The organism is Pseudoxanthomonas sp. CF385 (assembly GCF_900104255.1).
Lineage (GTDB): Bacteria > Pseudomonadota > Gammaproteobacteria > Xanthomonadales > Xanthomonadaceae > Pseudoxanthomonas_A.
The window spans coordinates 366,537-384,195 of the sequence record NZ_FNKZ01000002.1 but is presented as its reverse complement, the minus strand read 5'-3'; the positions used below and the strand labels follow the sequence as shown (position 1 = coordinate 384,195).

At 66.6% G+C, this 17,659-nt stretch carries 12 protein-coding genes; 9 read left to right on the top strand and 3 right to left on the bottom strand.

Translation table 11 applies throughout. From position 1 onward, the window contains the following. The first annotated feature begins 25 nt into the window (after nt 1-25). The 4 genes from BLT45_RS11985 to BLT45_RS11970 all read left to right on the top strand — a co-directional run bounded on the left by BLT45_RS11985 (nt 26) and on the right by BLT45_RS11970 (nt 7,662). Complete coding sequence (locus BLT45_RS11985; protein WP_093300108.1) at nt 26-721, top strand: AIM24 family protein; 696 nt, start codon at nt 26-28, stop codon at nt 719-721. A gap of 555 nt (nt 722-1,276) precedes the next feature. Further along, nucleotides 1,277-4,381 (top strand): TonB-dependent receptor, encoded by a 3,105-nt coding sequence (locus BLT45_RS11980; protein ID WP_175455838.1) that lies wholly within the window; start codon nt 1,277-1,279, stop codon nt 4,379-4,381. A 133-nt stretch (nt 4,382-4,514) separates the two neighbouring features. Next, nucleotides 4,515-6,101, top strand: a complete 1,587-nt coding sequence (locus BLT45_RS11975) for a tetratricopeptide repeat-containing sulfotransferase family protein (RefSeq protein ID WP_175455837.1) — start codon at nt 4,515-4,517, stop codon at nt 6,099-6,101. Nucleotides 6,102-6,105: 4 nt separating this feature from the next. Then, nucleotides 6,106-7,662 (top strand): tetratricopeptide repeat-containing sulfotransferase family protein, encoded by a 1,557-nt coding sequence (locus tag BLT45_RS11970; RefSeq protein ID WP_175455836.1) that lies wholly within the window; start codon nt 6,106-6,108, stop codon nt 7,660-7,662. Nucleotides 7,663-7,713: 51 nt separating this feature from the next. Here BLT45_RS11970 and BLT45_RS11965 read toward each other — a convergent pair whose 3' ends face one another. The 3 genes from BLT45_RS11965 to rpsB form a co-directional block, all read right to left on the bottom strand. Then, nucleotides 7,714-9,207, bottom strand: a complete 1,494-nt coding sequence (locus BLT45_RS11965; RefSeq protein ID WP_093300095.1) for a GGDEF domain-containing protein — start codon at nt 9,205-9,207, stop codon at nt 7,714-7,716. 207 nt (nt 9,208-9,414) lie between these two features. Further along, nucleotides 9,415-10,293 (bottom strand): translation elongation factor Ts, encoded by an 879-nt coding sequence (gene tsf, locus BLT45_RS11960; protein ID WP_093300092.1) that lies wholly within the window; start codon nt 10,291-10,293, stop codon nt 9,415-9,417. 197 nt (nt 10,294-10,490) lie between these two features. Next, nucleotides 10,491-11,294 carry a 30S ribosomal protein S2 gene (rpsB, locus tag BLT45_RS11955; protein WP_093300089.1) on the bottom strand — a complete coding sequence of 268 codons (804 nt, stop codon included), beginning with the start codon at nt 11,292-11,294 and terminating at the stop codon, nt 10,491-10,493. A 317-nt stretch (nt 11,295-11,611) separates the two neighbouring features. Between rpsB and map the strand changes: the two genes are divergently transcribed. From map to dapE, 5 genes are read left to right on the top strand one after another with little or no spacing between them, the layout of a single operon-like run. Further along, nucleotides 11,612-12,388: a type I methionyl aminopeptidase gene (gene map, locus BLT45_RS11950; protein WP_093300086.1), complete on the top strand. Its 777-nt coding sequence runs from the start codon at nt 11,612-11,614 to the stop codon at nt 12,386-12,388. Nucleotides 12,389-12,432: 44 nt separating this feature from the next. Beyond that, nucleotides 12,433-15,027 (top strand): [protein-PII] uridylyltransferase, encoded by a 2,595-nt coding sequence (gene glnD, locus BLT45_RS11945; RefSeq protein WP_175455876.1) that lies wholly within the window; start codon nt 12,433-12,435, stop codon nt 15,025-15,027. Then, nucleotides 14,966-15,901, top strand: a complete 936-nt coding sequence (gene dapD, locus BLT45_RS11940) for a 2,3,4,5-tetrahydropyridine-2,6-dicarboxylate N-succinyltransferase (RefSeq protein ID WP_254771876.1) — start codon at nt 14,966-14,968, stop codon at nt 15,899-15,901. Before glnD ends, dapD begins: the two co-directional genes overlap by 62 nt. Nucleotides 15,902-15,904: 3 nt before the next feature. Continuing rightward, complete coding sequence (locus BLT45_RS11935; protein ID WP_093300077.1) at nt 15,905-16,267, top strand: Spx/MgsR family RNA polymerase-binding regulatory protein; 363 nt, start codon at nt 15,905-15,907, stop codon at nt 16,265-16,267. Beyond that, on the top strand, nt 16,264-17,406 hold the full coding sequence (dapE, locus tag BLT45_RS11930; protein ID WP_093300074.1) for a succinyl-diaminopimelate desuccinylase: 1,143 nt from the start codon (nt 16,264-16,266) through the stop codon (nt 17,404-17,406). Before BLT45_RS11935 ends, dapE begins: the two co-directional genes overlap by 4 nt. Nucleotides 17,407-17,659 lie beyond the last annotated feature (253 nt).

The window sequence follows — 17,659 nt, the reverse complement described above, 5'->3', positions numbered from 1 at the left end:
GTCAGACGACCTTCAAGGCATCGACATGAGCGTGCGCACGTTGCAGGAGTTCATCGCTTCTTCCAGGGAAAAGGATGCCAGTGCGGACGCCTTCGAACTGGAGAGCCCGCACTTGCTCGAGGTGCGTCTGGACGGGCTGGTCTGGGCCAAGGCCGGCGCGATGGTCGCGCGCAAGGGCGCGGTGAAGTTCACCCGGCAGGGCATGCTGGAACAGGGCCTGGGCAACCTGCTGAAGAAGGCCGTCAGCGGCGAAGGCATGCAGCTGATGAAGATCGAGGGCCAGGGCCGCGTCTATCTGGCGGACGCCGGCAAGAAGATCACGCTCCTGCGCCTGGCGGGCGAGTCGATCTTCGTCAACGGCAACGATGTGCTGGCGGTGGAATCGGGCATCGAGAGCCGCATCACCATGATGCGCAAGGTGGCCGGCATGCTGTCCGGCGGTCTGTTCAACGTGCGCCTGAGCGGCCATGGCATCGTCGCCATCACCTCCCACTACGAGCCGCTGACGTTGCCGGTGACGGCACAGACCGGTCCCGTCTTCACCGACCCGAACGCCACGGTCGCGTGGTCGGGCGGGCTGACGCCGGAAATCGTCACCAACGTCTCGCTGGGTACCCTGCTCGGCCGGGGCTCGGGAGAGAGCGTGCAGCTGAGGTTCGCGGGCGAGGGCTGGGTGGTCGTGCAACCCTATGAAGAAGTGGTCTACCAGGCCAGGCAGTAGTAGCTAGGAGGCCCGGGATTCCCCGCGTGGGAGCCTCGGCTTTTCCGCAGGGCGCGGGCAATGACGCCGCCCTGTCGGACTCGTAACGCATCCCATCGGTCTCGGTGCTGGGGCGGTAAGGCGGCCCTTGCCCTGCGTTGCCGGCACGCGCCAACGGGCATCCAAGGCTGGCGAGTACCCCTTGAACCGGCACGCGCGCGGGGTTCCTGCGCGCGCCGGGCGCCTCGACACTTCTGTCGCAGGGCGTTGACCCCAGAGGGATGGCCATCGACGGCGACACCGCCGTTTGCGACCGATTTCGCGTGCCGGACCAGGCGAAGCGTTAGCGCCGTTACGCTATTTGTGAAGCGACGCCAAGTGCCGAGGGAGGTGAGATGCCGCTTTTTTTGTGACAAGCATCTCAGTATTGCACGATTATTGCGTAACCTAATTCCAACATTTGATTAACCTGCTATTAAGGCGCGTGGCTAATGTCGCGTGACTAAAGTCACGATGGTCGGAGGGCGGGCCGGTCCGGACGCTCATGTGAATCAACCTGCAGCTGGGAGTCGCACAGTGTCCAAGCGTACGTTCAATCGAACACTCAAACGCAGCGCCCTTACGGTGGCGCTCGGCGTCTGCTTCAACTCTTCGATCTACGCCCAATCCAATACCTCCGGCGCGGTCTTCGGCCAGGCCTCGGCGGGCGAGAAGGTCCTGGTCCAGAACCCGGCCACCGGCTTCAGCCGTGAAGTGGCGATCGGCGCCGACGGCACGTACCGTGTTTCCGCGCTGTCGCCTGGCACGTATCGCGTGACCCTGCAGCGCGCAGACGGCACGACGTCGACGCGCGAGGTCTCGGTCAACGTCGGTACGGGTACCGCGGTCAACTTCGGCGCGGAAGGTTCCGGCAGCGGTGCCACCACGCTCGGCACGATCACCGTCACCGGCTCCCAGCTGGTCAATCCGATCGACGTGTCGTCGGTCGAGTCCACCACCATCCTGACCTCCGAGCAGCTCGCCCGGATCCCCGTACCCCGCGACACGACCTCGGTGGCGCTGCTGGCCCCCGGTACGGTGCGTGGCGATGGCGCCTTCGGCAACCTCGCCTCGTTCGGCGGCTCGTCCGTCGCCGAGAACCAGTACTACATCAACGGTTTCAACATCACCAACTCGTTCCGGAGCCTGAACTTCTCCAAGGTTCCGTTCGAAGCGATCGCCGAGCAGCAGATCAAGACCGGCGGCTACGGCGCGGAATTCGGGCGTTCGCTCGGCGGCGTGGTCAACCAGATCACCAAGCGCGGCACCAACGAGTTCAAGGCGGGCGCCAACGTGTTCTGGTCGCCGAAATCGCTGCGTTCGGACGTGGACGACTACAAGTTCTCCAATCCGCTGGTGCCGGGCGACTACGGCAACGTGGCCGAGAACAACAGCAAGGATTCGCAGGACGAACTGATCGGCGCGGTGTGGGCGGGTGGCGCGCTGGTGAAGGACACCCTCTTCGCGTACGGCCTGTTGTCCTATGGCAAGACCGACACCGATACCTGGGGCAACGTGGATGCGGTCACCAACCGCAACGGTTCGATCAAGAACCCGACCTGGCTGGCCAAGTTCGACTGGAACATCAACGACAGCAACAAGCTCGAGCTGACGGCGTTCTCCGACAAGCAGGAGAGCGAGACCCGGGTCTACAACAACACGCCGGGCGAAGTGAACCGCACGAACTATGTCGGCACCGTCCACGATGAGCAGGGTGGCAACAACTACGTCTTGAAGTACACCGGCTACCTTACCGACACCTTCACCCTGACCGCGCTCTACGGCCATGGCGAGTTCAAGCGCAGCCAGTACTTGAAGAATCCCGACGGCTCGAGGGTCAGCTACAACGGCGATATCACCACGGCCTATACGACCGACATCAACGGGACCACCGCCCTGGGCGGCTGCCCGGCCATCATCGACGTGCGTCCCGGCTATCGCAAGGAGATCACGGGCGCCTACGGCAGCCTGTGCCACCTCACCGACGGTGCGTTGCTGCAGGCGTCGAACAACAAGGACACCCGCGACCAGTACCGCATCGACGCGGAGTGGATCCTCGGGCCGCACCAGCTGCGCTTCGGTGTGGACGTGGACAACTACGAATCGGTGGCCGGCGAAGCCAACGTGGGCGGCTGGCTGTGGCGCTACTCGACGAACAACGGCCCCGATGGTCGCCCGAACACCGGCGACGAGTTCGATGTGGTCCGTCGCCAGACCACGGCTCGCGGCACGACCATCGAAGTCAAGCAGCGCGCCTACTACCTCGAGGATACGTGGAAGATCACTGACAACTTCCTGGCGTATCTCGGCGCCCGCTGGGACACGTTCGAGAACCTGGGCTCCGACGGCCGTGCCTTCGTCAAGATCGACAACCAGTTCGGTCCCCGCCTGGGCTTCTCGTGGGATGCTAAGGGCGATTCGTCGCTGAAGATCTACGGCAACGCCGGTCGCTATGCGTTGCCGCTGACGCCGAGCGTGGCCGTGCGCGGCTCCAGCGCCTCCATCTACCAGCGCTCCAACAACAACCGTTTCTCGGGCGTGGACCCGGTGACGGGCGCGCCGATCCTGATCAACCCGCTGAATCCGCTGAACCTGATCAACGGCGAAGACGGCCAGGCACATGATCCGAACACGATCGCCAGCAAGAACCTCGATCCGATGTACCAGGACGAGTTCATCCTCGGCTTCCAGACCACGCTGACCGACCACCTCAACGTCGGTGCGCGCGGCATCTACCGCAAGCTGAAGGCGGCCATCGACGACAACTGCGATTACACCGCCATCACCGACCTGGCCGATGCCGACGGACTCGACTACACGGTGCCGAACCCCGGTTTCCCGTATTGCCGTCTGTTCAACCCGGGCGAAGATGCAGTGCTGGTCACGGACCTCAACGGCGACGGCGTCTACACCACCTACACGGTGGAAGGCGACCGCCTCAGCCCGCCCGCCAAGCGTTCGTACAAGGCGCTCGAGCTGTTCATGGACGGTAGCTGGGACAAGTTCTTCTTCCAGGCCTCGTACACGCTCGGCTACAACAAGGGCAATACCGAAGGTGGCGTGAAGTCCGACATCGGCCAGGGCGACACGAACACCACCCAGGACTTCGACTACCGTGAACTGACGGTCGATACCTACGGTTACCTGCCCAACGATCGCCGTCACGCGTTGAAGGTATTCGGCAACTACGACTTCACTGACGAATGGTCGCTGGGTGCAAACCTGATCGTCCAGACCGGGCGCCCGATCAACTGCCTGGGCGTACTGGATACCAATCCGCTCGAGCCGGTGGGGACCGTAACCAACTACGCGCCGCACCCCTATGGCTCGGGCTTCATGCGTTGCAGCAACTCCGAGAACGGCGCGTCGGACGACTCCACCGTGAGCGCGGTGCCGCGTGGTACCGCCGGGCGCCTGCCGACGACCACGAGCCTGGACTTGAACGTTGCTTTCCGTCCCTCGTTCGCACCGGGTCTGCAGTTCAAGGTTGACGTGTTCAACGTGTTCAATTCGCAGAAGGTCACGGCCGTCAGCGAAGTGGCGGAGGACTCGGCGACGGGTAACCCCCTGAGCACCTACCTGCTGCCGCGCTCCTACCAGGCACCCCGGTCGGTCCGCTTCATGGTCCAGTACGACTTCTGATCCACGTTGTTCGAAGAAAAACGATGAGTCACTGCTCTCTCGGCCGCCTTCGGGCGGCCTTTTTCTTGTGCGCTCCTGAGTACGGCGATCCCCGTGCGGATATGCTTGGGCAAGCTCCACCCTGACGATGACCATGAACCCAGCGTTGCAGCGCCACTGGAACGAGGCGAATCATCACGAAGCCGCGGCGGACCTGCCTGCGGCCCGCGCCTGCTATGAAGCGATGCTGGCGATAGCGCCGAAGATGGTGGGGCCACACCTGCGCCTTTCCCGGCTCGCGCAGATCGCCGATCGCTATGTCGAGGCCCGAAACCATGCCCTGCAGGCCGGCCGGGTATGCGCTGAAACTCAGGATGCGAAAAGCGTGGGCTTCGTGAGCCTGCGATTGCTCGCCTTTGCCGAAGATGCGGAGATCGTCCGTCTGATCCGGTCGATGGACTGGTCCGATCGCGAAGTCCTGCAGCAAGCGGCCGTGCTCGCACAGCATCTGTGGCTGGTCGGTCAGCACGCACTGGCGCTCGAATTCCTGACGCACGTGGGCGCGCGCGTGAAACCCAATGCGCTCCTCTGCCACACCCGCGCCAACGTGCTCAGGTCCCTGGGGAGATTGGATGAAGCCACCGAGCACTACGAGTACGCGTTGCGACTGAACCCGAGCGACGCGTACGTGCATCGGACCCTGGCGTACCACCAGGCCTCCAGACCCCCGGGCGTCCGCGTGCCGAGGGTCGAGGCAGCGCTGCGGCAGCATGCCGACGGCTCTCCCGAAAGCGCGCAGCTGCGCTACGCCCTGTTCAAGGAACTTGATGCAGCGGATCAGGCGGGGCCCGCCTGGGCCGCACTGGAAGCAGGCGCCGCCCTGGTTCGCCGCACGCTGCGGCACGATCGGGACGAGGAGGCGCGGGGGTTCGAAAGACTGCTACGGTCGAATCCAGGGGACATCCCGCCTGCGGTCGCTGGCGGATCGACCGGGCCGGTGCCGATCTTCATCGTCGGCATGCCGCGCACGGGAACGACGCTGCTGGACCGCGTACTGGGCAATCATCCCCAGGTCGCGTCGTTGGGCGAGCGCAACGACTTCGATGCGGCGACAAGCGAAATGTCAGACCATTTCTACAAGGGCGGAATGAAAGAGTCGCGATGGGAGAAGCTGCAAGGGCTGGATCCGGCCAAGGTCGGCGCGCGCTACCTGGAGCGCCTGGCGCCGATGATCGCGGGCCATGACTACTTCATCGACAAGAACCCGCAGAACTTCTTCAACGTCGGGCTGATACTGCGGGCGCTTCCCCAAGCGCGCATCATCTGCGTCCGGCGCGATCCGATGGATGCCTGCTTCTCGAACCTGAAGGAGCCGTTCGAAGGCGGCGCATATCCTTACAGCTACGCGTTCGAGGACCTGGCCGCCCATCACCGGGGATTCGAGGCGCTGATGGGGCATTGGGAGGCAAGCGGACGGGGAGCCGTGCGCATCGTGGACTACGAGGCGCTGGTCCAGGCCGGCGACGAAACCCTGCAGGGCGTGCTCGCCTTCTGCGGACTGGCGCCCGCCGCGGGGATGCTGGACATCACGGCCAACGCGTCGCCCGTGTCCACGGCCAGCAGTTCGCAGGTCCGTTCCCCCATACACGCGGGCGGCATCGGGGCATGGAAGCGATATGCGCCGCAGCTGGAGCCCCTGCGCCTGATGCTCGACGCGCAGCGGGCGGAACATGGGGGCTGAACCGATGTCCGATCGGGTGGCCGCCCTGACCGCGCAGGCGCAGGCTCATGCCGTCGCGAAGCACTTCGGGCAGGCGATCGAGTGCTATCTGCAGGCGTCGGCCTTGTCGCCCGGCGATCCGGACATCCTGCTGCAGTTGTCCTACATGGAATCGCTGGTGGGACATTACCGTGCCGCGCACGACTATGCATTGCAGGCCAGCGAGCTCCCGACCCAGCGTGCCGACGTCCTGAAGGAGCTGCTGGCACGGCTGCGCACCTTCAATGAAGTCCCGGCCATGCTGGCGTGCATCGAGCGCATGCTGCCGATGTCCAGGATCCCGATTCCCTCGTTGATCGCCATCGCCGCGCAACTGACCTATGCGGGACTGCCGCAGCACGCGATCGCGTTCCTGGACGAGGCCAGGAACGCGGATCCCGACTATCCGCCGACGCTGTTGTCGCGCACCCATGTGCTGATGTTCCTGGGGCGGTTCGCCGAAGCGGGTGAGGACATCTCCCGGGTCCTCGCGCGTGCGCCGCAGATCGCGCAGGCTTACTGGCTGCAGTCCCAGGTACGCAGGCAGAGCGCCAGCGAGAACCACCTCGCGCATATCCGCGCGCAGTTGCAGGTCCCGCAACGGACCGCGCAGGATCGCGCTTTGCTCGCCTTCGCGCTGCACAAGGAACTGGACGACCTCGGCCTGCATGACGAGGCGTGGCGTGCATTGCAGGAAGGGTGCGCCAGCAAACGCTCGTCGCTGCGCTACGACGAGGCACGGTCGAAGGAGGTGTTCGAACGGCTGCTGCGCTTCGAATCCCGCACCTCGCCCTCGCGGCAACCGTCCGATGCGCCTGCCATGCCGGTATTCATCGTGGGCATGCACCGCTCAGGCACCACACTGATCGAGCAACTGCTGGACGGGCACTCCGACGTGCGCGGTCTGGGTGAACTCTACGATTTCACCAGTGCGATGCGCTATGCGACCGACCATCATTGCGCCGGCGTGATCGATCCCGAGATCGTCGGACGCGCCCCGGCCGTCGACTTCGCCGCGGTCGGGGAGCGCTATCTGCAGGGCGTGGCATGGCGGCTGTCCGGCGAAGGCCACTTCACCGACAAGCTTCCCTCGAACTTCCTCAATGCGGGTTTCATTTGCGAAGCCTTGCCGCAGGCGAAGATCCTGCACATGGTGCGCGACCCCATGGAGACCTGCTTCTCGAACCTGCGAGAACTGTTCTCCGACGCCAATCCGTACAGCTACGACCAGCGCGAACTGGCCGATTTCTACCGGCACTACCGCGCCCTGATGGCGCATTGGCACGCCCGCTATCCGGGACGGATACTGGACGTGGACTACGCGCAACTCACCCGCGATCCGGAGCAGGTGGTCCGGCGGGTCTGCGCGTTCATCGGCATCGCGTTCGAACCGGACATGCTGGGGATGCACGCCCGCACGCGGGGCATCGTCACGGCCAGTGCGGTGCAGGTGCGCGACCGCATCCACGTCCAAGAGACGCCGAAATGGCGGGCCTACGAGCGATATCTCGCGCCGTTGCGGGAACGCCTCGGAAGCGATTGAGCGGTCGACCGATCGGGTGAGGGCGTGGCCGGCCGACCCGGTGCGCGCGACTCAGGGGCCGACGGCGCCGACCGAGACGCGGTTGCGGCCTTGGCGCTTGGCGCCGTAGAGCGCTTCGTCCGCCGCGCGCAGCAGGTCGTCGACGTGGCGGAACTGCTCCAGCGTGCCCTGCGTGGCGAGTCCTGCCGAAAAGGTCACATGCAGGGGCTGGCCGCTCACGTCGGCCATCGCCGCGCAGGACACTTCCGACAGGATCCGGCGTACGACCTGGGCCGCGGCTTCCTCGCCGATGCCGGGCAGCACCACCAGGAACTCTTCGCCGCCGTAGCGGGCGACGATGTCGCTGCTGCGCACGCGCCGCATCAGGGCCTTGGCGAAGTTGCGCAGGACCTCGTCGCCGACCAGGTGGCCCCAACGGTCGTTCACCTGCTTGAAATCGTCGAGGTCGATGAAGGCGATCGACAGCGGCCAGCCATGGCGGGTGGCGGCGTCGAATTCCTTCTCCAGCACTTCTTCCAGCTGGCTGCGGTTGTACGCGCCGGTCAGCGGGTCGCGGCGCACTTCCTCGGCCAGTCGACGCGCGCGGTCTTCGTGTTCGTCGGCTTCCTTGCGCGCGCGCGCGGCTTCCTGGATCTCGCGCAGGTTGCGCACCACCAGCAGTTCGCGCGCCTGGTCCAGTAGGGCCTGGATGCGGGCCGGCGGCGCGGGTGGCACGTCGAACATCGCGCACACTTCCGGCAGCGCGACGACCATTTCCTCGATCAGGCTCAGGAAAGCGGCGTAATCCAACCCTAGGCGGGTGGCGGCGTGCAACGCGGCATCGCGATGCGCGGCGTCGGTGCGATCCGCATCGCCCGTCGCCAGCCAGATGTCGGCGACATGGCCCGACACCGCCACGCACGCGTTGAAGCCGGTGTCCGATGCTGGATGTTCGCTTTCGATGATCGCTTCGCGCAGCAACGCCGGCAGGTTCCACTGGCGCGCCAGCCAGCCGCCGACGGTGGCGTGGTCGCACCCCAGCCATTCGCGCTCGGCGGCGAGCAGTGCGGCATTGTCTTCCGCGTTCTCCACCAGGCGCGCGTAGTCTTCGCCGAGGACCTCGAGCAGGGCGAGCATGCCGATGTCCTGCAGCAGGCCGGCGAGCATCAGCTCCTCGGCCTTGCGGACGCCCGCGTGCTGTCCCAGCAGGCGGCAGGCCAGCGCCGCGATCACGCTGCGGCGCCAGACGCGGCCCTGCGCCACCGGATGGCTGCCGTTGCCGCAGCGGGCCAGCGAGAACCCCAGCGCGAGGGTCAGGGTGGCATTGAGACCGAGCACCGTCAGCGCCTGCGACAGGTTCTCCACGCGGCGACGGCTGGCGTACAACGGCGAGTTGGCGATGCGCAGCATGCGCGCGCTGAGCGCGGCATCCAGGCCGATCGCATCGGCTGCGGTGGCCATCACCACCTCGGGGTCCTGAGCGAGCTCGATGATGCGCAATGCCACGCCCGGGGGGCTCGGCAGGTTGCGGCAATTCAGGAGCTGGGCTTCGAGTTCGGGACGCATCCGGGTGCGCACTGCGTTGAGAGGAGGTTGCGGGCAGCATGCCAGCAAAGCGTGACGAAGTGTCACCTTTGTAACCAGTTTCGGCGCAGGAAGGGCAAACTTTAGGGAGGCGCGACGAACGGTCGCGATACGCGGAATGCGTACTCCAGAAAACAAGAAAGCCGCGGTTCCCCGCGGCTTTCCTGCACACACCGGATCGACGGTGGCTTACGCCAGGCCGGCCTGCTTCATCACTTCGGCAGCGTAGTCTTCCACCACCTTCTCGATGCCTTCGCCGACCACCAGGCGCTGGAAGCCGACGACGTCGGCGCCGGCGGCCTTCACCACCTGCTCGACGGTCTTGTCGCTGTCCAGCACGTACGGCTGGCCGTACAGGGTGACTTCGTTGACGATCTTGTTGATCTTGCCGGAGATGATCTTCTCCAGGATGTCGGCCGGCTTGGCCTTGTCCTTGTCGGACATCTTGGCCAGCTCGATTTCCTTTTCCTTCGCCACGAACTCGGCCGGCACGTCGGAGGCCTTGTTGTGCGGGGGGTTCATCGCGGCGATGTGCATCGCCAGGCCGCGGGCCAGGTCGGCGTCGCCGCCCTTGACCTCGACCAGCACGCCGATCTTGCCGCCGTGCACGTAGGCCGCGACGTTGTGGGCGCTGTCGATGGCGACCAGACGACGGATCTGCATGTTCTCGCCCAGCTTGGCGATCGCGGCAGCACGGGCTTCCTCGACCGTCTCGCCCGATGCGAGCTTGGCGCTCTTCAGGGCTTCGGCATCGGCGGCGCCGGACGTCAGCGCGGCCTGCGCGATCGCGTCGGTGAAGGCGATGAAGTTGCTGTCCTTGGCGACGAAGTCGGTCTCGGAGTTGATCTCGACCAGCACGGCCTTGCCGGCGTCCTGGGCCACGGCGATGCGGCCTTCGGCGGTGACGCGGTCGGCCTTCTTGTCGGCCTTGGCCAGGCCCGACTTGCGCAGCCACTCGGCGGCGGCGTCGATGTCGGCCTTGTTCTCGGTGAGCGCTTTCTTGCACTCCATCATGCCGGCGCCGGTGCGCTCGCGCAGTTCCTTGACCAGGGAAGCGGTGATTTCCACGGGATTACCTCGGTTTAGATTGGCAAAGCCCCTCTCCCATCGGGAGAGGGGTTGGGGTGAGGGTCCGGCGGAACCGCGACGCTTGCAGCGCCGACATCCTTACCGCACCCTCATCCGCCCTTCGGGCACCTTCTCCCGACGGGAGAAGGGAAAAACATGGCCGCCGCGCAGCATGGCGCGGCGGCGTTGCAGCCGGATTACTCGGCGGCGGCTTCGTCGGACTTCTTGCCGGCGGCCTTCTTGGCCGGGGCGCGGCGGGCACCCTTGTCGTCGCCACCTTCGGCGAACTCTTCCTCGCGGACGGTCGCGGCGTTCGGCGAAGCGGCCTTGCCTTCCAGCACGGCGTCGGCGGCGGCGCGGGCGTACAGCTGCACGGCGCGGATGGCGTCGTCGTTGCCGGGGATGGCGTAGTCGACCAGGGCCGGGTCGTAGTTCGAGTCGACCACCGCGATCACCGGGATGCCGAGCTTCTTGGCTTCCTTGATGGCGATGTCTTCATGGCCGATGTCGATGACGAACAGCGCGTCCGGCAGGCGGTTCATTTCCTTGATGCCGCCCAGCGACGCTTCCAGCTTGTCGCGCTCGCGGCGCAGGCCCAGCACTTCGTGCTTGACCAGCTTCTCGAAGGTGCCGTCGGTTTCGGCGGATTCCAGTTCCTTCAGGCGGGCGACCGACTTCTTCACGGTGGCGAAGTTGGTCAGCGTGCCGCCCAGCCAGCGCTGGGTCATGTACGGCATGCCGCAACGCACGGCCTCTTCCTTCACGGCTTCGCGCGCGCTGCGCTTGGTGCCCAGGAACAGGATGGTGCCGCGCTTCTGGGCGACGCCCGAGAGGAAGTTCATCGCGTCGTTGAACAGCGGAACGGTCTTCTCGAGGTTGATGATGTGGATCTTGCCGCGGGCACCGAAGATGTACGGCGCCATCTTGGGGTTCCAGTAGCGTGTCTGGTGGCCGAAATGGACGCCGGCTTCCAGCATCTGGCGCATGGTGACTTGGGGCATTGCTCTACTCCTGATAAGGAACCCGCCGCCAGGCAAAAGGAAGGCGGTGCCCGCGAGGGCAGGGTTCCGGGGTTGGGCCTCCCTGTCGCTTCCGTGACCGAACCCTTCGGATGAAGGGCACCCCGGCACGGGCGGTGGCGACAGGTGTGGATTCGTCGGTGACGCCCGACGTGGGCGGTCCGGCCGGGCGTACCCGGGCGCGAAGCCGCGGAATTATAGAGGCTTCCGGTGCCTAGCCGCAAATACGGGCGAGCCGGCAGGAGGGGCGGGGCGGCCCGGGCGTTCAGCCGGACGCCCAAATGGGGGATAATCGGCCAATGGCCATCCAGCTGAAAACCCCCGAAGACCTCGTCCAGATGCGCATCGCCGGCCGGCTGGCCGCCGAAGTGCTCCAGGTGGTCGCCCCGCACGTGAAGCCGGGCGTGACCACCGCCGAACTGGACCGCATCTGCCACGATCACATCGTCAACGTGCAGCAGGCGATCCCGGCGAACGTGGGCTACAAGGGCTTCCCGGCGACCGTCTGCACGTCGGTCAACAACGTCATCTGCCACGGCATCCCCAGCGAAGGGAAGGTGCTCAAGGACGGCGACATCCTCAACATCGACGTCACCGTCATCAAGGACGGCTGGCACGGCGACACCAGCCGCATGTACGTCGTCGGCACCCCGTCGGTGATGGCCAAGCGCCTGGTGGACGTGACCCGCGAGGCCATGTTCCGCGGCATCCGCGCGGTGAAGCCCGGCGCGACCCTGGGCGACGTCGGCCATGCGATCCAGCAGTACGCCGAGGGCGAGCGCTTCAGCGTGGTGCGCGAGTACTGCGGCCACGGCATCGGCAAGGTCTACCACGACGAGCCACAGGTGCTGCACTACGGCCGTTCGGGCGAAGGCGTCGTGCTGAAGCCGGGCATGACCTTCACCATCGAGCCGATGATCAACGAGGGCGCCCGCCACACCCGGGTGCTGCCCGACGGTTGGACCGTCGTGACCAAGGACCGCAAGCTTTCGGCGCAGTGGGAGCACACCGTGGCGGTCACCGAGGATGGCGTCGAGATCCTGACCCGCGTGCCGGGCGACGACAACGACCTGTGAGCGTCCCGGCAGCCGCGAACGGACATGCGACGCGGCTTCCGGACATCGGCCCGGACGTCGCCGATGACGCCGCCTGGTCGGCCGCGGCCCGCGCCTCGCTGGGCCACACCGACGCGCGGCTGGACAAGCGTTTCGATCAGGACGACGGCATGGACCGCATCCTGGCCCTGCGCGCACGCGCGGTCGACCACCTGCTGAAGGACGCCTGGCTGCGCTGCATTCCCGACCACGCGCCGATGGCGCTGTTCGCCGTCGGCGGCTACGGGCGCGGCGAGCTGTTCCCGCAGTCGGACGTCGACGTGTTGTTGCTGGCCGGCAGTGACGTGCAGCAGGCCCACCACGATGCGGTGGCGCGTTTCTTCGCGACGCTGTGGGACGCCGGCCTGCCGATCAGCCACAGCGTGCGTTCGGCGGCCGAATGCACGGCGGCCGCAGCCGCGGACCAGACGGTACTGACCGCCCTGATCGAAGAGCGCCTGATCGTTGGCGAGCCGCTGGACGAGGGCCTGCTGATCGATGCGATCGGTCCGGCGCGGGTCTGGCCGCCACGCGATTTCTTCGTGGCCAAGCGCGAGGAGTTGCGCATCCGCCACGCGCGCTTCGGCGACACCTCCGACAACCTCGAACCCAACATCAAGGACGGCCCCGGCGGCCTGCGCGACCTGCACACGCTGGGCTGGATGGCGTTGCGCACCTTCGGCGTGCGCGACCTGGAGCCACTGGTGGGCATGGGCCACCTGGGCCAGGACGAAGCCGCGGCGCTCGCGCGCGAGCGACGCGCACTCGGCAGGCTGCGCTACGGCCTGCACCGGGTCGCTGCGCGCGCCGAAGAACGCCTGCGCTTCGATTACCAGAAGACCCTGGCCCAGCGCCTGGGCTTCGCCGACGACGCGGAGAACCTCGGCGTCGAGAAGATGATGCAGGGCTTCTATCGCAGCGCGGCCATCGTGCGCCGGATCAGCGACCGCCTGCTGCAGCGTTTCGAGGAGCAGTTTGACGGCGAGGCGCTGGCCGAGCCGCTGGACGCGCACTTCGCTCTGCGTCGTGGCTACCTCGCTGCGCGCGATGCCGCGTGGCCCGCCGGCGATGCCACCCAGGTCTTCGCGCTGTTTGCGGCATGGGCGGCGAACCCGCAAGTCCGCGGACTGCATTCGCGTACCGCGCGCGCGCTGGCCGAGGCATTGCCGAAGCTGTCGTCGTATCCGCAGGCCGCACGCAGCCAGCGCGATGCCTTCATGGCATTGCTGCGCGGACCGCGCGCAGTGGAAACGCTCACCCGCATGGCGCGGCTGGGCGTGCTCGGCCAATGGATCCCGGCGTTCGCGCGCGTGTCGGGACGGATGCAGTTCGACCTCTTCCATGTCTACACCGTCGACCAGCACACATTGATGGTGCTGCGGAACATCGCCGCGTTCGCCGCCGGCCGCGCCGACGAGCGTTTCTCGATCGCGCACGAAGTATGGCCGCGCCTGCGCAAGCCGGAGCTGTTGCTGCTGGCCGGACTCTTCCACGATATCGCCAAGGGCCGCGGCGGCGACCATTCCGAACTCGGTGCCGTCGACGCGCGCGAATTCTGCGCCGCGCATGCGCTCAGCGAGTCCGACACCGAACTGGTGGCCTGGCTGGTGGAGCAGCACCTGCGCATGTCGGTGACCGCGCAGAAGCAGGACATCGCCGACCCGGACGTGATCCACACCTTCGCCTCGCTGGTGAAGGATCGCGAGCGGCTGGACTATCTGTACCTGCTCACCTGTGCCGATATCGCCGGCACCAGCCCCAAGCTCTGGAACGCGTGGAAGGACCGCCTGCTGGCCGACCTCTACTTCGCCGCGCGCCGCGTGCTGCGCGAGGGCCTGGAAAATCCGGTGGCCGTGGACGAGCGCCTCTCCGAAGCGCGCGGCAGCGTGCGCGCGCTGCTGGAAGTGCAGGGCATGACCGCGGCGCAGGCCGACGCGCTGTTCGCGACGATGCCGGAGGAGAGCTTCCTGCGCTTCCGTCCGGAGCAACTGGCCTGGCAGTCCCATGCCATCCGCGGCGCCGCGCCAGGCGAGACGCGCGTGCGTGCGCGCCGGATCGCGGACGATGCCGATGCGATGGAAGTCTTCGTCCATTCGCCGGACCGCGACGGCCTGTTCGCCGCCATCCTCGCCACGCTGGACCGGATGGGTTTCGCCATCCACCAGGCGCGCGTGCTGGTGGGGCCGCAGGGCGCGATCTTCGATACGTTCGAGGTGCTGCCTGCCGACGCCTATGCGCCACGCGACCCGGGCGACATCGAGCAGGGCCTGGGCGAGGCGCTGGCGCGTCCACTGGACAGCGTGCGCACCTCGCGCCGCGCGGTGCCGCGCCAGTTGAAGCATTTCCGGTTTGCGCCGCGCATCGAGTTCGGCACCACGCCGGACGGGCGTCGCACGATCCTTGGCCTGGTCGCGCCCGACCGCCCGGGCCTGCTGTCCGATGTCGCCCAGGTGCTGCGCCGCCAGCGCCTGCGCGTGCACGATGCGCGCATCGCCACCTTCGGCGAGCGCGCCGAGGACGTGTTCCAGATCACCGACGAACACGACCAGCCCCTGACCGATGCCGCCCAGCAGGACGCACTGCGCGACGCGCTGCGCGCCGGCCTCGATACCCCCACGTGAGCAGAACCCAGCAGGACGTTCGATGACCCGCAAAGCCACCAAGACCGAAGAACTGAAGTCCACCATCGAGAGCGCGTTCGAGCGTCGCGCGGAGCTGACGGCGGCCGAGATCGAAGGCTCCACCCGCGATGCCGTCGAAAGGGCCATCGAAGGCCTGGAAGCCGGCAAGCTGCGCGTGGCCGAGCCCGATGGCAAAGGCGGCTGGAAGGTCAACGAATGGCTGAAGAAAGCGGTGCTGCTGTACTTCCGCGTCAACGAGATGGAACTGGTCGAGGCCTATCCGGCGCCGTTCTGGGACAAGGTGGAAGCGCGTTTCGGCGCGTTCGACGAGAACGATTTCCGCAAGCTCGGCGTCCGCGTCGTGCCGGGCGCGATCGCCCGCCGGGGCAGCTACTTCGGCAAGGACGTGGTGCTGATGCCGAGCTTCGTCAACATCGGTGCGCACGTCGGCGAAGGCACGATGGTCGACACGTGGGCGACGGTGGGTTCGTGCGCGCAGGTCGGCAAGCACTGCCACCTGTCCGGCGGTGCCGGCATCGGCGGTGTGCTCGAACCGTTGCAGGCCAGCCCGACGATCATCGAGGACCACTGCTTCATCGGCGCGCGTTCGGAAGTGGTCGAAGGCGTGGTGGTCGGCCACCACAGCGTGATCGGCATGGGCGTGTTCATCGGCCAGTCCACCCGCATCTACAACCGCGCAACGAAAGAGATCACCTACGGCTACGTGCCGCCGGGCAGCGTGGTGGTATCCGGCTCATTGCCGGCCGCCGACGGCTCGCACTCGCTGTATTGCGCGGTGATCGTCAAACAGGTCGACGAGAAGACCCGCAGCAAGACCAGCGTCAACGAACTGCTGCGCGGGCTGGCGGACTGAACGATGGCGACGACGCTTTACGGCCTGAAGAACTGCGACACCTGCAAGAAGGCGACGAAGTGGCTGGACCGCTTCGGCGTCGCGTACACGTTCGTCGACTACCGCGACAACCGGCAGGCCCCTGAAACACTGAAGGACTGGTCGGAGAAAGCGGGTGGCTGGGATGCGCTGATCAACAAGTCGTCGACCACCTGGCGCCAGTTGCCCGAGAACCGCAAATCGCCCGGTTCCGAGGCCGAATGGAAGCTCCTGTTGAAAGAGTATCCGCAGCTGATCCGACGCCCGGTGGTGGTCGATGACGTGGCGGGCTTTTCACAGGGCTTCAGCGACAATGGTTTCAAGAAGCTGTTCGGAGCCGGCACGTGAGCGATGTCGTCGAACTTTCCAGCGAATTGATCCGTCGCCACTCGGTGACGCCGGATGACGCGGGTTGCCAACAGGTACTGGCGACGCGCTTGGGCCAGTGGGGCTTCCACTGCGAGCACCTGCGTTTCGGCGACACCGACAACCTGTGGGCGACCCACGGCAGCGGCGCGCCGGTGCTGGTGCTGCTGGGCCACACCGACGTGGTGCCGCCGGGCCCGCTGTCGGCCTGGACCAGCGATCCGTTCGTGCCGACCGTGCGCGACGGCGTGCTCTATGGGCGCGGCACGGCGGACATGAAGTGCAGCGTGGCCGCGTGCACGATCGCACTCGAGCGCTTCGTCGATGCGCACCCTGACCATCCGGGTACGGTCGCGCTGCTGGTCACGTCCGATGAGGAAGGCGACGCACACGACGGCGTCAAGAAGGTCGCCGCGCTGTTCCGCGAACGTGGGCAGCGGATCGACTGGTGCATCACCGGCGAGCCATCGTCGAAGGACGCACTGGGCGACCTGCTGCGCGTCGGCCGGCGCGGCACGCTGACCGGCACGCTCAGCGTGCACGGCGTGCAGGGCCATGTCGCCTATCCGCACAAGGCGCTCAACCCGATCCACAAGGCCTTGCCTGCGCTGGACGAACTCGCCGCACGCCATTGGGACGAGGGCTACGAGACCTTCCCGCCGACCAGCCTGCAGATCTCCAACATCAACGCCGGCACCGGCGCCAGCAACGTCATCCCCGGCGAGCTGCAGGTGGTGTTCAACCTGCGCTTCAATCCTTCGTGGACGGCGGAGAATCTGGAGCAGGAGATCGAAGGCATCTTCCGCAAGCACGGACTGGACTACAGCATCCGCTGGCTGCGCGGCGGCGAGCCGTTCTATACGCCCGAAGGCCACCTGCGGGCCACGGCGCGGGCGGTGCTCGGCGAGTTCGCCGGCGCGCCACCGGAAGAGAGCACCGCCGGCGGCACCTCGGACGCGCGCTTCATTGCCCCGCTGGGCGCGGAGTGCATCGAGGTCGGGCCGGTCAACGCGAGCATCCACAAGGTGGACGAACATGTCCGGGTGACCGACCTGGAAGCGCTGCCGGGCCTGTACCAGGCCTTGGTGGAACGGCTGATGCTGACCCGGCCTGCAGCCTGACCACGGCACGCGCCCCGGTTCCCTTACGCATGAAACAGTTGCGCGGCCCCGGCCGGACCGGTTACGGTCGCCCCATGCCTTGCCGCGCCACCATCGCCAATAACCGCAACAACCTGCGCCCGAATAACGGGACGGGGGCGGTGCGGCTCTGCGATTAGGCAAAGAAAGACCTGCCGGATTCCAGAAACCCGCATCGCAAGATGCGGGTTTCTTCGTTTCGGGTCCCCGATTCCGAACCCCACCAGGAGTTTCC